The organism is Acinetobacter sp. BZX-2 (assembly GCF_055179795.1).
The window spans coordinates 3784448-3799268 of record NZ_CM143686.1 but is presented as its reverse complement, the minus strand read 5'-3'; the positions used below and the strand labels follow the sequence as shown (position 1 = coordinate 3799268).

Here is a 14821-nt window from a genome sequence, read left to right as displayed (position 1 = left end):
GTGCTGTTGTCGTGATTAATTCGATTTGAAAGCAACGATAGCAAGGGTTAAGGGGAAAAGATAGTTTTTCTTGTTATGATTTTGGATGAGCTATTTTTATCAGCTAATCTTGTAAATCTGGTCTAGGGATGTAGTAACTTTCTTTTAATCATATGTACAGCACACTTAAAATCATGGTGAATCTACAACGATAAAAAATAGCATTAAGATTTATCAATCTTTTAAAATATCCGTGTAATCTATCTGTTTTAGAATAATTTTGAGCTAAAAATGGCTTTATCCCTTCCCCTTTTATTGTTAATTATCTCGAATTGCTTCATGACTTTAGCTTGGTATGGGCATTTAAAATTTTTACACGATGCGCCGTTATGGCAAGCCATTTTATTTGGTTGGATCATTGCCCTGCTTGAATACAGTTTTATGATTCCTGCGACACGTTTATTGGCGCAACATGGCTGGTCTTTGGGGCAAATGAAAATTACCCAAGAAGTTGTAACGTTATTGGTTTTTGTTCCTTTTATGATTTTTCTATTTAAACAACCTTTTAAGCTCGATTACTTATGGGCTGGTCTGTGTTTATTGGGCTGTGTATTTTTTGTTTTTAGATCTCAATGATCCATTTAAAACAGCGATGCATGCTCTATTTTCTAAAAAAATACTGAAAATAATGCTCGACGAGCTCTGTTAAATTTTCGTGAGATGAAAAATCAGTCTATAATAGCGAGCTTCTTGATATTCATTTAAAGACTGGACGACCAGAATTTAAACTTCCTTACATTCGTTTATGGAATATTTGCAATGAATGCGGCCGCTGTACAAGACGCTCCTTTAGTTGGAATTATCATGGGTTCTCAATCGGATTGGGCGACTCTCGAAAACACTGCCAATATGCTGAAACAGCTTGGTGTCCCTTTTGAAGCTGAAGTTGTTTCTGCGCATCGTACGCCAGATCGCTTATTCGAATATGCAGAAACAGCACGTGAACGCGGTATCCAAGTGATCATTGCAGGTGCAGGTGGCGCAGCGCATTTACCAGGTATGTGTGCTGCTAAAACAGATCTGCCAGTATTGGGCGTTCCTGTAAAATCTTCTATTTTAAATGGCGTAGATTCATTGCTTTCCATTGTACAAATGCCCGCTGGTATTGCCGTAGGTACTTTGGCGATTGGGCCTGCTGGTGCAACTAATGCAGCCATTATGGCGGCGCAGATTCTCGGTTTAACACGTCCTGAAATTGCAAAAAATGTTGCAGATTTCCGTGCGGCACAAACGGATAAAGTGGCAAGTCACAATATTCCAGGTCAAATTTAAAGCCAAGTTTAAAACGGGACACAGGTTATGAATAAAACCATCGGTATTTTTGGTGGTGGTCAACTCGGCCGTATGATGGCGCAAGCTGCGCTACCGTTAAATATTCAATGTACATTCTTTGAAGCCACAGCAGATTGTCCATCCGCAATATTAGGTCAAGTCTTTTCAAGTCAGACTGAAAATGGCTTACAGGATTTTATTGCAAGTGCAGATGTTTTTAGTCTTGAGTTTGAAAATACCCCATTGGCAGATGTCGATGTTTTAACTAAACAAAAAGATTTGCATCCACCACGTCAGGCTTTGGCTATTGCACAACATCGTTTGTCTGAAAAAGCATTATTCGATGAATTAGATATCCCTGTTGCGCCGTATAAAGCAGTCGATTCGTTGGACAGTTTAAAAGCTGCTGTAACTGAACTGGGCTTACCAATTGTCTTAAAAACGACAACGGGTGGTTATGACGGGAAAGGTCAATTCGTATTGCGTTCAGCAGATCAAATTGACCAAGCGTGGACAGAACTTGGCCCTGCAGGGACTTTGATTGCAGAAAGTTTTGTGACTTTCTCACGTGAAGTATCAATTATTGCGGTACGTGGTATCGATGGCGATGTTAAAACTTGGCCGTTGGCTGAAAACCACCATCATCATGGCATCCTTTCACATTCGATTGTTCCTGCGCCAAACAGTGCAGATTTACAACCTGTCGCGCAAGATTACATCACGCGTTTACTCAATCATTTGAACTACGTCGGTGTGTTGACACTTGAGCTATTTGTCACTGACAAAGGCTTATATGCCAATGAAATGGCGCCTCGTGTGCATAATTCAGGCCATTGGTCGATTGAAGGTGCAGTGTGCTCACAGTTTGAAAATCATGTTCGTGCTGTCGCAGGTTTACCATTGGGCTCAACGGAAGTTGTACGTCCAACGGTGATGGTCAATATCATTGGTCAGCATCCAAAATCTGAAGATGTCTTGGCTTTAAATGGTGCGCATTTACACCTTTATAATAAAACTGAGCGTGAAGGTCGTAAGATCGGTCATATCACGCTTATGCCAAATGATAGTGCTGAATTAACGAATTTGTGTCGTCAATTGGCGAAGATTTTACCGAATCCATTGGCACTCAGCGAAGATATGAGCACTTAAACTCAGCTTTGTTTGTTAAAAAGGCGGTCAATCAATTGACCGCTTTTTTATTGCCTCGATTTCGGTATCATGGCGCTCCTTGATTTTGCTATACGCCGTTAATCGAAAAAACAAAAGTTAATTTGCATGAAAAAACCACAATTGATATAAAAATAAGGCAAAAGCTTCGGCTTAAAGTGTAAAAAAATTTAAATTTAAAAATGAATTTAAAACGATTTTGTATCTTTAAATTCAAAAAATAAGAAGAGTGAAATGGATGTTATCCACAATCAGGTTAAATTTAAAAGCTAAGAAATTTTGAATTCAAAACTTTAAATTTAAACGGTCATGGTTTTTGAATTTAAAAATTATTCTAAACGTACTTGGAAATAACTTAAGTGCTCAATTTTAAAATAATGATTCAATATCAATGAGTAATGGTTTTTTAAGCATATTTCCCCATGTTTGAGTTTAAAATGGTGCATGTGAATAATTGTGAGTTGTGCATACGTTTGTTTTGAATTTAAAATTGAAAGGTCACTTTTGAATTGAAAAATAATAAATCAGATGCTTCTGGATAAGATTTTTAAATTTAAAACGGATCAAAATATATGAATTTAAAATGAAGGAAATGAATTCAAATTTTACGTTTTTACATCTGTCATTTTATTCACAGGCTGATATGGTATTCACATAATTTAAATTTAAAAGCAATTGTGGATATTATGCGTTACTTCTCATTACTTTGCGGATCTGCTTTATTGGCTATTTCTCATGCGCATGCGGAATTGATCATTAATGGTCAACCGTCATCAGGCACTACAATTACAACATCAAATCCAACATTTTCACCTAATTCTAATTTTCAAAGTTGTCTTGCCAACCTTCGTTCTCAAGCGATGGCATCAGGTGTGAGTGGTTCGACCTATGATCGCTATACTCAAAATTTAAGCCCCGATTATTCGGTCATCAGTAAATTGGATTATCAACCTGAGTTTTCTACGCCAATCTGGGATTATTTATCGGGTTTGGTGGATGATGAGCGAGTAGAAAAGGGGCGTCAAATGTTGGCGCAACATCGTGATGTGCTGAATCGTGTTGCAGCTGCTTATGGTGTACCTGCGGAAACGGTGGTGGCTGTATGGGGTGTGGAAAGTAATTTTGGAGATATTTCAGGTAAATATCCTCTATTACAAGCTTTAGGGACACTGAGTTGTGAAGGTCGTCGCCAAAGTTATTTCCGTGGTGAGTTTTTTGCCACAATGCGTATTTTACAGCGTGGTGATTTAAGAGAAGAACAATTGAAAGGTTCATGGGCAGGGGCTTTTGGTCATACTCAGTTTATGCCATCTACTTATGAGGAATTAGCGGTAGATTTTGATGGAGATGGCCGTCGTGACTTGGTTTCAAGTACTTCAGATGCTTTCGCATCTACTGCCAATTTCTTAAAAAAACGGGGTTGGCAGACAGGAATGCCGTGGGGTTTTGAGGTTAAAATTCCACAAGGTATTTCAGTCAATGGTGAAAGTCGTCGTAATAAAAAATCTTTAAATTCATGGGTGAATCGTGGTTTTACCCGTGTAGACGGCACGCCGATTATTCAGGGTAATTTATCTGAAAGTTCTCAAGCGGGTTTGATGATGCCTGCGGGCGAAAATGGCCCAGCATTTTTAGTCTTTAAAAACTTTGATGCAATCTATGCTTATAATGCTGCGGAAAGCTACGCATTAGCCATCGCACATTTATCGGATCGTTTACAAGGTAAGGGCTACTTCCAAACGGCTTGGCCAACCAATGATGCAGGGACTTCTCGGGCAGAACGCCGTGAAATTCAAAACTATTTGTTGAAAAAAGGTTATGCAATTGGTGATGCAGACGGTTTGATTGGCGACAAAACCCGTCAAGCGATTCAGCAAGAGCAAATTAAATTGGGTTTGAGTCCAACAGGTAGAGCAGGGCAACAGATTCTAAAAGCATTTAGAAACGAGGCTGCTAAACAGATGATGCAGTGATGTATATCGTGAGAAATGATTTAAAACAGTAATTCATATTGTTGTTTATAAATGGTTGTATTTAAAAAGGTCTGCAATTGCAGACCTTTTATTTTATGTGAACTTGGTTTGGTATTTATTCAATTGCAGACTGGTCAATTTTAACCGCTTCCAAAAGATCTAAAACAACAGCGGTCACATCTTGGGTATGGTCACGATCGTTGAAAATTTCATAGGCTGTGATGGTTACATCGGTATCGCTCGGCAACTGTTTTTGTTCTTCTTCAATTAAGTGTTGAATTGGTAATAATGTCTGTTTGATTTCTAGATGGAGAATATCTTTAAATTCAACATTATCATCTTCAAGCTCAATCATTTGTTCATTGAAATAAGGCAATAAGATCGAGTAGAGATAAGGCTGAATTTCAGTAATATCAAAAATTTCGATATCACGTGTTTGTTCAATCGTGCTGATGTGATCATTTACTTCTAGAATAATATGATAATAACTCACAGCCTTCTCCTTATATATTGCGTTATCGACTCACAATAACATGATTTTTAACAAAAATGGGACAAAAGCAATTTAAATACATAAATTAATTATGGGTTGTCAAACACATAAAAAAGTATGATTTTGATGATTTATTATTCTATTTTAACATGGCTAAATCGGCTGTTGTTAATTTGAAATTCTGCAAATCTTGATCTTTCATTGTCGGATACATTAAGGCTTTTGGGTCAGAATTGTGTTGTAAACCCAATGCATGTCCAAGCTCATGTGCAATGGTGACACGTAAATCATCATGAGATTCAAATTCATAAATTTTAATACTTTTGCCATCAAAAACACCTTTATCAAACTGTCTAGGCTGAAAGCGAGTATTAAATTGATCAACGGATTGGTTAAATTGTTGGTTAATTGAATTGAGTTGATCAACTTGACGATTCAAATCATTTACTTTTTGATTGTAGCTATCAAGCTGTTGTTTTAATTGGTTTTGATCAAGTAAAAGTTGCTCTTTTTGCTGTTCAAGTTGCTGTTTTTCATATGGGCTTAAATTTTGTTGAGATTGATTAATCATGCCTATAAGCTGGTTATATTGGTCAACTTTGGTTTGATAATTGATCTTTTGAATATCCAGTTCTCGGTTGGCAAGATCTAATTCAGCGTGTAAGTGTTGAATTCTTTGTTTTTCACTTTGCGTATATTGTTGCGTATTTTCCAAAATCCGCATTTCTTGTTTTCGTGCAGAGGATTCTGCTTGGCGTTCATCATAGATTAAATTGATGGTGAGCTGGGCGTTAGGATCGTAGACAAATAAGCTTTTCATTGTACCTAAATGCCAAATATCTGCTGCTTGTTGTGATAGTGTTTTTATCTGATCTTGACTTAAATTAAAACGTGGATCGACATCGCCAATACGATAACGTAAACGAGTATCAAGAGGGTGTGAGAGTCGATCAACCACAGAGTTATGATTGAGTTGAGGATACATCATTCGTTGTATCGAAAAATAGGCTGTAAAAACAATCAAAGCAACCAGTAACCAAAAGCGCATGTATTTTATTAAAAATAATTTTTGTTATGAATAATTTATCTGAAATTTACAGAAGCGCAAGCTATAGCGATATGGGTTGTGATTATTTGGAAATAAGCATTTGATTTTAATTAATTATTTAATATTAGCTAAGTTGAAAATAATAAAATACCGCTATGAATGCGCCACATTATATAAAAGCTGTACATCTAAAAATAATAAGATAAAGGCAATCATACTGAGTAATCGATTGATCCATATTGATTTTGTTAAATAGTCTTGATGGCTATATAAAGGCTTAAATTCCAGAGGATGCAGCAAGATATAGCTTATTTTTTGTTTAAAGACTGCGCTGACAGATTGTTGGGTCACTTGTTTTAACAGGACTTGATGAATAATCCATGCATTTAGACTGTATAGAAAACCTAAAATCAGTAGCGTGACCATCATGCTCCACGTGAAACGCACCCATGCGCTTTGTTCAAAGAGAGCGACCTCCGTATAAATATGATTCATCAGTATGATGCTGATCAATAATAGGGTGCGATAAAAAGTGTGCTGAATGAATTGAAGGTATAGCGTTTTTCTTTCATTTTGTACCACGACTTTATTTAAACTTTTACGCATAAACAGAGCAAAGCCATGGCATAATAATTCGAAGAAAATATAAAGTGTTATGCTGATCAACAGTATTTTATACATGACTCATTCTTTTTCAAAGATCGGTTCATATAGGGCTGGTGTGACAAAAATCATCAGTAAAACACCTGAACAGACAAAGGCTAAATCATTGAAAATCGCTGCAAAGCTGCTCATATAAAACCAGTGCAAATAGGGCATGAAATAAACTAAAAAAGCAGGGAAGAACATATATAAATAGGCTTTTCTTGCCCAATCTTTACGGAAAAATAGCCCAAAGGTGATAACCAATACCGTGATGGCAACAATAGCAATAAAAATACCTTCCCAAGCTTGCGGTTCAATATACAAGGTTCTGTCTAAGAGTCTTAACTCAGGATCTGTACTGAACATATCGATGGCAGATGCAAGTACAGGCAGCACCAATTGAGCAATGATCAAGGTATAGTAAACATTAAGAGAAACAATTGGTTGGTTTTTCATTGAAAGCCTTTTTATTCTGCGACCCTGTTATCGAGTTAAATTAACATATTTATTTTTATTTAAATGCGTTCATCGGTATTTTTAGTGAAATGTTTTTAAAATTAGATAATAAAAAACCGTGCTTTCGCACGGTCTTTTACTTCCAAGCTGAATCAAATCAACTTATTTTTTGTCATCTTTAACTTCAGTGAATTCAGCGTCTACAACGCCATCATCCGCTTTTTGCTGTTGTTGACCAGCATCACCACCGAATTGGTTCGGGTCGAAGCCTTGAGCTCCACCTTGACCTTGAGCAGCTTCATAAGCACGCTGTGTGATCGGCATGATGATGTTTTGTAAAGCTTCAGTTTTCGCTTTAATCGCATCAAGATCATTGTCTTTTGCAGTTGCTTCAAGTTCAGAAACAGCAGTTTCAATTGCAGTTTTTTCATCAGCAGTCACTTGTTCACCAAGATCTTTCACTGCTTTTTGAGCGCTTGAAACTAAAGCATCTGCTTCGTTACGTGCTTTAGCAAGTTCTTCAAACTTACGATCTTCTTCAGCATTTGCTTCAGCATCTTTGATCATTGCTTCGATTTCAGCATCAGACAAACCTGAATTTGCTTTAATCTGGATCGATTGCTCTTTACCTGTGCTCTTATCTTTCGCAGATACTTTCAAGATACCATCCGCATTGATGTCAAATGACACTTCAATTTGTGGCACACCACGTGGAGCAGGTGGAATATCGCCTAATTGGAAGTTACCCAACAATTTGTTTTGTTGAGCCATTTTACGTTCACCTTGGTAAACTGAAATGTCTACAGCAGGTTGGTTATCCGCAGCTGTTGAGAATACTTGAGATTTCTTTGCAGGAATCGTTGTATTTTTCTCAATAATCGCCGTTAAAACACCGCCCATTGTTTCGATACCAAGAGTCAATGGTGTTACGTCTAGTAACAGTACATCTGTTTTATCGCCAGACAATACAGCACCTTGAATTGCAGCACCGATTGCAACAGCTTCGTCAGGGTTCACGTCTTTACGTGGCTCTTTACCAAAGAATTCCTGTACTTTCTGTTGAACCATTGGCATACGTGATTGACCACCTACCAAGATTACATCAGAGATGTCAGAAGTCGAAAGACCTGCATCTTTAAGTGCAATACGGCAAGGCTCAATAGTACGAGCAACTAAATCTGCAACCAAACCTTCAAGTTTCGCACGTGTTACATTCATCACTAAGTGTTTAGGACCAGTTGCATCCGCAGTGATGTATGGAAGGTTAATTTCTGTAGAAGTGGATGAAGAAAGCTCAATTTTCGCTTTTTCAGCTGCTTCTTTTAAACGTTGAAGTGCAAGCGGATCTTGTTTCAAGTTGAAGTTTTGCTCTTTTTTGAACTCTTCAACTAAATAATCGATCAATGCATTATCAAAGTCTTCACCACCAAGGAATGTATCACCATTGGTAGACAATACTTCGATTTGTTGGTCGCCATCTAAGTCAGCAATTTCAATGATTGATACGTCAAAAGTACCACCACCTAAGTCATAAACAGCAACTTTACGATCGCCTTCTTTTTTATCCATACCGAATGCAAGAGCAGCAGCAGTTGGTTCGTTGATAATACGTTTAACATCTAAACCTGCAATTTTACCTGCATCTTTAGTTGCTTGACGTTGCGCATCGTTAAAGTAAGCAGGAACTGTAATTACAGCTTCTGTTACTGTTTCACCTAAGTAATCTTCCGCAGTTTTCTTCATTTTTTTCAAGATTTCTGCAGAAACTTGTTGTGGTGCAAGTTTCTTGTCGTTTACTTCAACCCAAGCATCGCCATTGTCTGCCTTAACGATTTTGTAAGGAACAAGACCAATATCTTTTTGTACTGCTGAATCTTCGTATTTACGACCGATTAAACGTTTGATTGCATACAATGTATTTTTAGGGTTCGTTACTGCTTGACGTTTAGCAGATTGACCTACCAAAATTTCGCCATCTTTATACGCAACAATCGATGGCGTTGTACGCGCGCCTTCAGCATTTTCGATTACTTTAACTTTATCGCCTTCAAGTACTGCTACGCATGAGTTAGTTGTACCTAAGTCAATACCGATAATTTTAGCCATTAATATTTTCCTCTAAATTTTTTTGAATCCCTTATATTTCCCCTTTGCTAAAGAGGAGTTAAAAGGGATTTTCTTGTTATCCGATATGAGAGCTTTTCGAAATTTTTCAAGTCATCTACGATGAAAATATTTAAAAAAACTCTAATTTTTACACTGCAAGCAATACATTGCCTGTTATTGACCAACCATCACCATTGCAGGGCGAAGTAGGCGACCATTTAAGGTATAACCTTTTTGTAAAACAGTACCAATTTGATTGGCTTGCGCATTTGGGTCGATGCCTACTGCTTGATGAAGGTCAGCATTAAAACCATTGGTTGTATCGGCCTCAACAACACCAAATTTTTCGAGCGTAGTTAATAACGATTTTAATGTGAGTCTTACACCTTCAACCACTGGTGTTTCTTCAGTTGCAGCTTGAATAGCACGCTCTAAGTTATCCACCGACTCAACAAGCTCTTTGGCAAATTTTTCGAGCACGGTATCTTTATGTTTTTCAGATTCACGTTGAATACGTTCAACACTCTTTTGAGCTTCATAAACAGCATTTGCTGTACGTGCTTTTTCAAGCTTTAAATTTTCTTCAAGTTTTTGGATATTTGCTTGTAAATCTTCAACGGTCACTTCAGCTTGCTCTGTTTCAGCTTGAGTTTGCTGTTCGGCTTGCTCGTTTTGAAGATCTTGAGCGTCTTGGTTATGCTCAGTCGCCATTGATTTACTCCGTTTAAATGGGTTTTTAAACATGTACAGTCCTTTTCGGCATCAGATTAACTGCGTTAGTACTGAACTGCCATGATCGTTTAATTCATGAATAATCTTAAAGGTATGGGCGAGTCGTTAAAATTCAAGTCATTGATAAGAAAATTTACGTTTTTAAATCGTACAAAAATATAATTGTATTTAAAGGAAAACTTTCTAAGCTTATTGCTGTTCTATATTGCAACAGTTGAACTGCGTTTTATATTGATCGGTTATAGATTTTTTGATGTCGATTTATATGGTTTCGATTTAAACGATATAGAGTTTCATCTCTTAGAGAAGAGATGGCATAGATAGAAAGATGAGAGAATTAAATAGACCAATGATTGGATCAAATCGTAATCATTAAGCCTATATTCCACCCTAAATGTGTTTTCGTAGCTTATCCAGTCTTTTTTGGGTAAGCTTTTTTTTGTCTAAAATAATCTAGTGCAATTTTTTAACTTTTTAGTTTTTCATTAACAATGTAACGAAAGTAGATGGTTTGATATCAAAATATATATTTAAGATTTGCAAACAAACACCAAAAATTCATAAATTGAACAATAAAAAATACTGAAAACAAAATCTTAGATTAAAAATAATCACAGGTAAAAATAAATGATTGATTTAATAAACTTTGCATAACTTATACGTCAACACGTTAAAAGCCTAACCAAGTAATAACGATTCTTTTGGAAAAATTAGCAATGATATGCAGCACGGCAGTACTCGTGTTGTCGTAATTTTTAAATTCGAGTGAAAAAGGAATATATGATGAAAAAGACAGGTCTTATTTTAGGTGTGTTGGTTGGTGTTGCGACGTTAAGTACGGCATGTACTTCAAATCAATCTACGCAGCCGTCTGAAACAGCACAGCAAACAGCAACAATGAGCGATCAACAATCTGCCCAAACAGCAACAGTTGATTCTTCACAGCAGGGTATTGCCGTTGAAAGTGATGCGAATATGCAACAATCACAGCCAACTCAAGCAACCAATGATCCGAACTCCATGCAACAACCTTCAGCGCAGTAAGGAGTAATACTCCCAAGTCGTTTTTAAGCTTGAAAATAAAAATCAGACAGTTTTAGGATGCCACCTCTGTCTGATTTTTATTGTATCGAGTAGTTTAAGTATTTTGTTAATAAACTATTTACTCTCCACCAAGTGAACATTCAAAATTGGTACGATCTACAGTACAACGTGCTCTTTTTAAAACAGACATCATGGTTGGGTCATATACGCCTTGTTTGGTTAAATCGATACGGCCTTCACGGAGCAACATTTGATATTTTTCAACATCTGCTTTACTTAAATTTAAACGGTATTTGGCTGGAATACTGCTTTCCAAACGTTTCACCATATTAAATTGTCGCGGAAGTTGTTTAACAAACCATGCTCTAGATTGAGCACCAAAAGTAGCAGGGAATTTTTGTGGTCTAAAAACGAGATCCATCGTGACATTTAACACAGGGAAATTGATCAATGCACCTTTAGAACCGAGCCCTTTTTCCATTTCTAACGGTTTAAAAGCATAGGCAGGTGCACCCACCATAGGAACTTCACCGCTATTAAATTTTTTAACGAAATTAGAGATATCGGATGGTACAGGAATTGCGCCAACACGTTCGACCATTGCGATTTGGGCTTTATCATAAGAAAGTACAGCAAACTTTTTACCACGACCTTTTTCAATGGTATTAATTGCGCGGTCATTGACAAAAATATAAGCAGGCCCAATTTGCCCAATGCCCCCAATTTCAAACTCTTCACCATCAATCGTGGTTTTTAAACGTTTTGCATTTCGTTTGTCCAAAACGAACGTGATGGCCTTGAGGGCAATCGCATTATTGGGCACACCGCCAAGCGCATCGATTGAACCTGCGAATTTATTATATTGGCGTGCACGCATGGTTGTCATATATACGGCATCACATTTACCGCTCTTAAAATCTTTATCCGCAAGCTCTTCATTTTGGTAAGGGATCAGCTGAATATCTCTAGTCCAATCTTTTGCAGCTAATGCCCATTCTTCCATCGTTTTATATGATTCACCCGCTTTTCCCATTAAATCAAAAATACATATATCTTGCTTTGCTTGTGCCAAGCTAGAAATACTTGACATGAATATAGTGCATACAAGTAATTTATTTTTCATAGCATTTCCCTATACTTACGTTTTTAATTTGATCGTGTTTTGTCCAATATATGACAAGAGTAGAGTTTTTGCTCTATTTTCCGATAAAAATAATGTTATTAGTCGATAATTTGTATAATTCAATACGGATAATAAAATCTATTTTAAAATTCAATGTGTTGAAAAAATAATGGTTCCATGATTTATTCAACAACAAATGATCTTCAAAATGAAAAAATTATGATACTTATTTTATATAAAATTAATTGACTTGATTCAATATAATTTATCACTTTTGTGATTTTATTTACTATTTTAATGTTTGAAAATACAAATTTCATCACATTATTTCTTATTTTTAACTTTGATGACTGGGCGTTTAACAAATACAGCATGAGATATCGGTTATTTATGATAATTGTATTTGAATTTACAAGAGCATGGCGTGTAGTGATTGCTGTTAATTAAATGAAAATATTCAAAACCTAAAATGATGCATCAAATCATGACTCAATTAAAAAAACGGTCAATACCTTAATTTAAATAAGTTAAACTGAAATAATTTGAGGGAATAAATTTAAGAAGAACGAGCAGTAATTCATCAAATCTAAACAAATATTTGCCAAGCTACACATTATTCTCATTATTTATTGGTTTTATCATGTTGATTAATAATAAAAAACAAGTATTAATTTTAACGACTGTTTCATTCATGCTGATGGCTTGTAATGATGACAATAACAATACTGTACTTCCTCCAGCCGTTGAAGCGAAACCCTTAGAGCTCAATATTTTACATATCAATGATCACCATTCACATTTAGATGAAGAGACAATCAAATTTAAAATGAATATTGGAACGGGTGATGAGGAGTTCAGTGTTGCGAGCGGTGGTTTTGCAAGAGTTGCTGCACTTATCAATCAGCTTGCTATAGAAAAGAAAAATGTTTTAAAAATTCATGCAGGCGATGCAACCACAGGTGATCTCTACTATAACTTAACGGATGGTAAGGCTGATGCCGATGCAATGAATACGGTTTGCTTTGACACCTTCACACCCGGCAATCATGAATTTGATTCAAAAGATGATGGCTTAAAGAAATTTATAGATTTCTTAGATCAAAGCCCATGTAAAGAAAAAACCAAAATTTTAACCGCCAATGTTGCTTTTGGCGCTTCTTCACCTCTTTATAAAACCAATCGTGTTCTAAAATCACAAATATTTGAAAAAGATGGCGTAAAATTTGCCATTATCGGTTTAACGGTAGCGAAGAAAACCAAGAACTCTTCACAGCCCAATGCAGATACCTTATTTACAGATGAAATTGAAACTGCACAAAAGGAAATTGATCAATTTAAAGCGCAGGGTATTAAAAATATTATTTTGCAAACCCATGTGGGCTACGATCTAGATCAACAATTGGCAAAATCATTGACCGATGTCGATGTCATCATAGGGGGGGATTCGCATACCTTGTTGGGGCCGAACAGCCTTAAAAAATATGGAATGACGCCTGAAGGTGCTTACCCAACGCAACTTAAAAATAAAGATGGGCATTTGGTCTGTGTTGCACAAGCTTGGCAATACAGCTACATCGTTGGCGATTTAAAAGTGAATTTTGATAAAAATGGTAATATCGAAAGCTGTAGTGGTACACCGCATGTACTCATTGATGATCATTTTTCACGAACAGCGAAAGACGCAAAAGTAGTCACTGAAACAGAAAAACAAAACATCCTCAATCAATTTAAATCTGACAATGTACCGTTTAAAGTTGTTGCACCATTACAAAAGACCTTAGATATTTTAAAACCGTATCAAGAACAGAAAAAGAAATTCGCACAGGAAATCGTAGGACAAGCGACAGATAATTTATGTTCACGTCGTGTACCAGGCACGCAAAGAGATGTGAATCGCTCAACCTTAGGCGATGTATGTAATAAGAATACCCATGTTGATCAACATGGTGGAGATATTCAGCAAATTATTGCAGAAGCATTTTTACAACAAGGAAAAAGCTTTTTTAATGCAGACATCTCATTTCAAAATGGCGGCGGGGTACGTGAAGACGTGGGACTCGGAGATGTCAGTGTTGGTAAAATTTATAATGTTTTACCTTTTAAAAATACCTTAGTGCGTTTAGACCTAACAGGTGCAGAGGTTAAAGCAACCTTAGAGGATGCAATAGATGGTGTGATTGCACAAAACAATACAGGAAGTTATCCATATACAGGCGGTTTACGTTGGAATGTTGACTTCACAAAAGATAAAGGACAGCGTCTAAGTCAAATCCAAGTACGTAACAGTTTGGGACAGTATGAAAATTTAGACCTAAATAAAACATATAGAGCCATCACGATCGATTTTTTAGCCAATGGCGGTGATTACTATGCGACATTCAAGACAATTACTGGGGATCGACGTTTGAACGTGGGCCTAGACTATGCAGAAGCCTTTTTAAAATATACACAAAGTTTATCTGGGCAAATGGGTCAAAAGAAAATTCAGAAATTAGCAACGGCTGAATACAGCACTCAATTATTTATGGATAAAGCAAAATAAACTGAAATAAAAGCAACAATAAATCCTGCTTTAGCGGGATTTTTTTATAAAATTGCTCAAAAAATAGATAAAAAAACGATTTTTTAATGAATTTAGCCGAAAAAACACGCATACGAAAGAAATAGCGTAAAAAAGGGGTTGTGTTGGTTTAGGAATGGTGTAGAATGCACATCCATCGGCG

13 protein-coding genes are annotated in these 14821 nt (G+C 36.4%); 6 read left to right on the top strand and 7 right to left on the bottom strand.

All coding sequences use genetic code 11. From position 1 onward, the window contains the following. Nucleotides 1–270 precede the first annotated feature (270 nt). The 4 genes from ACY45D_RS17725 (at nucleotide 271) to ACY45D_RS17710 (ending at nucleotide 4451) form a co-directional block, all read left to right on the top strand. Nucleotides 271–615 carry a DMT family protein gene (locus ACY45D_RS17725; RefSeq protein ID WP_463107884.1) on the top strand — a complete coding sequence of 115 codons (345 nt, stop codon included), beginning with the start codon at nucleotides 271–273 and terminating at the stop codon, nucleotides 613–615. A gap of 183 nt (nucleotides 616–798) precedes the next feature. After that, on the top strand, nucleotides 799–1311 hold the full coding sequence (gene purE, locus ACY45D_RS17720) for a 5-(carboxyamino)imidazole ribonucleotide mutase (protein WP_463107883.1): 513 nt from the start codon (nucleotides 799–801) through the stop codon (nucleotides 1309–1311). A gap of 27 nt (nucleotides 1312–1338) precedes the next feature. Further along, nucleotides 1339–2460 carry a 5-(carboxyamino)imidazole ribonucleotide synthase gene (locus ACY45D_RS17715; protein ID WP_463107882.1) on the top strand — a complete coding sequence of 374 codons (1122 nt, stop codon included), beginning with the start codon at nucleotides 1339–1341 and terminating at the stop codon, nucleotides 2458–2460. 704 nt (nucleotides 2461–3164) lie between these two features. Further along, nucleotides 3165–4451, top strand: a complete 1287-nt coding sequence (locus tag ACY45D_RS17710; protein ID WP_463107881.1) for a lytic murein transglycosylase — start codon at nucleotides 3165–3167, stop codon at nucleotides 4449–4451. Nucleotides 4452–4566: 115 nt separating this feature from the next. On the opposite strand, the gene ACY45D_RS17705 is transcribed toward ACY45D_RS17710, so the two are convergent. The 6 genes from ACY45D_RS17705 to grpE all read right to left on the bottom strand — a co-directional run bounded on the left by ACY45D_RS17705 (nucleotide 4567) and on the right by grpE (nucleotide 9910). After that, nucleotides 4567–4944 (bottom strand): hypothetical protein, encoded by a 378-nt coding sequence (locus tag ACY45D_RS17705; protein WP_463107880.1) that lies wholly within the window; start codon nucleotides 4942–4944, stop codon nucleotides 4567–4569. Nucleotides 4945–5083: 139 nt separating this feature from the next. Beyond that, on the bottom strand, nucleotides 5084–5992 hold the full coding sequence (locus ACY45D_RS17700; protein WP_463107879.1) for a matrixin family metalloprotease: 909 nt from the start codon (nucleotides 5990–5992) through the stop codon (nucleotides 5084–5086). Nucleotides 5993–6145: 153 nt separating this feature from the next. Further along, on the bottom strand, nucleotides 6146–6673 hold the full coding sequence (locus ACY45D_RS17695; RefSeq protein ID WP_463107878.1) for a hypothetical protein: 528 nt from the start codon (nucleotides 6671–6673) through the stop codon (nucleotides 6146–6148). Nucleotides 6674–6676: 3 nt separating this feature from the next. Beyond that, entirely contained in the window at nucleotides 6677–7093 is a 417-nt protein-coding gene (locus tag ACY45D_RS17690) for a hypothetical protein (RefSeq protein ID WP_463107877.1), read from the bottom strand. A 162-nt stretch (nucleotides 7094–7255) separates the two neighbouring features. Continuing rightward, nucleotides 7256–9199, bottom strand: a complete 1944-nt coding sequence (gene dnaK / locus ACY45D_RS17685; RefSeq protein WP_463107876.1) for a molecular chaperone DnaK — start codon at nucleotides 9197–9199, stop codon at nucleotides 7256–7258. Between the two features lie 174 nt (nucleotides 9200–9373). Next, nucleotides 9374–9910: a nucleotide exchange factor GrpE gene (gene grpE / locus ACY45D_RS17680; RefSeq protein ID WP_463109511.1), complete on the bottom strand. Its 537-nt coding sequence runs from the start codon at nucleotides 9908–9910 to the stop codon at nucleotides 9374–9376. A gap of 804 nt (nucleotides 9911–10714) precedes the next feature. Between grpE and ACY45D_RS17675 the strand changes: the two genes are divergently transcribed. Further along, a complete protein-coding gene (locus tag ACY45D_RS17675) occupies nucleotides 10715–10975 on the top strand; it encodes a hypothetical protein (protein WP_463107875.1) in 261 nt (86 codons plus the stop codon). Nucleotides 10976–11093: 118 nt separating this feature from the next. On the opposite strand, the gene ACY45D_RS17670 is transcribed toward ACY45D_RS17675, so the two are convergent. Continuing rightward, a complete protein-coding gene (locus tag ACY45D_RS17670; protein WP_463107874.1) occupies nucleotides 11094–12098 on the bottom strand; it encodes a putative solute-binding protein in 1005 nt (334 codons plus the stop codon). Between the two features lie 640 nt (nucleotides 12099–12738). Between ACY45D_RS17670 and ACY45D_RS17665 the strand changes: the two genes are divergently transcribed. Next, nucleotides 12739–14640, top strand: coding sequence for a 5'-nucleotidase C-terminal domain-containing protein (locus tag ACY45D_RS17665; protein ID WP_463107873.1), 1902 nt, complete (start codon nucleotides 12739–12741; stop codon nucleotides 14638–14640). The last annotated feature ends 181 nt before the right edge of the window (nucleotides 14641–14821 follow it).

Coding starts and splice junctions, on each gene's coding strand:
- ACY45D_RS17725 (WP_463107884.1), top strand. CDS start 271: ATGGCTTTATCCCTTCCCCTTTTATTGTTAATTATCTCGAATTGCTTC.
- purE (WP_463107883.1), top strand. CDS start 799: ATGAATGCGGCCGCTGTACAAGACGCTCCTTTAGTTGGAATTATCATG.
- ACY45D_RS17715 (WP_463107882.1), top strand. CDS start 1,339: ATGAATAAAACCATCGGTATTTTTGGTGGTGGTCAACTCGGCCGTATG.
- ACY45D_RS17710 (WP_463107881.1), top strand. CDS start 3,165: ATGCGTTACTTCTCATTACTTTGCGGATCTGCTTTATTGGCTATTTCT.
- ACY45D_RS17700 (WP_463107879.1), bottom strand. CDS start 5,992: ATGCGCTTTTGGTTACTGGTTGCTTTGATTGTTTTTACAGCCTATTTT.
- ACY45D_RS17695 (WP_463107878.1), bottom strand. CDS start 6,673: ATGTATAAAATACTGTTGATCAGCATAACACTTTATATTTTCTTCGAA.
- ACY45D_RS17690 (WP_463107877.1), bottom strand. CDS start 7,093: ATGAAAAACCAACCAATTGTTTCTCTTAATGTTTACTATACCTTGATC.
- dnaK (WP_463107876.1), bottom strand. CDS start 9,199: ATGGCTAAAATTATCGGTATTGACTTAGGTACAACTAACTCATGCGTA.
- grpE (WP_463109511.1), bottom strand. CDS start 9,910: ATGGCGACTGAGCATAACCAAGACGCTCAAGATCTTCAAAACGAGCAA.
- ACY45D_RS17675 (WP_463107875.1), top strand. CDS start 10,715: ATGAAAAAGACAGGTCTTATTTTAGGTGTGTTGGTTGGTGTTGCGACG.
- ACY45D_RS17670 (WP_463107874.1), bottom strand. CDS start 12,098: ATGAAAAATAAATTACTTGTATGCACTATATTCATGTCAAGTATTTCT.
- ACY45D_RS17665 (WP_463107873.1), top strand. CDS start 12,739: ATGTTGATTAATAATAAAAAACAAGTATTAATTTTAACGACTGTTTCA.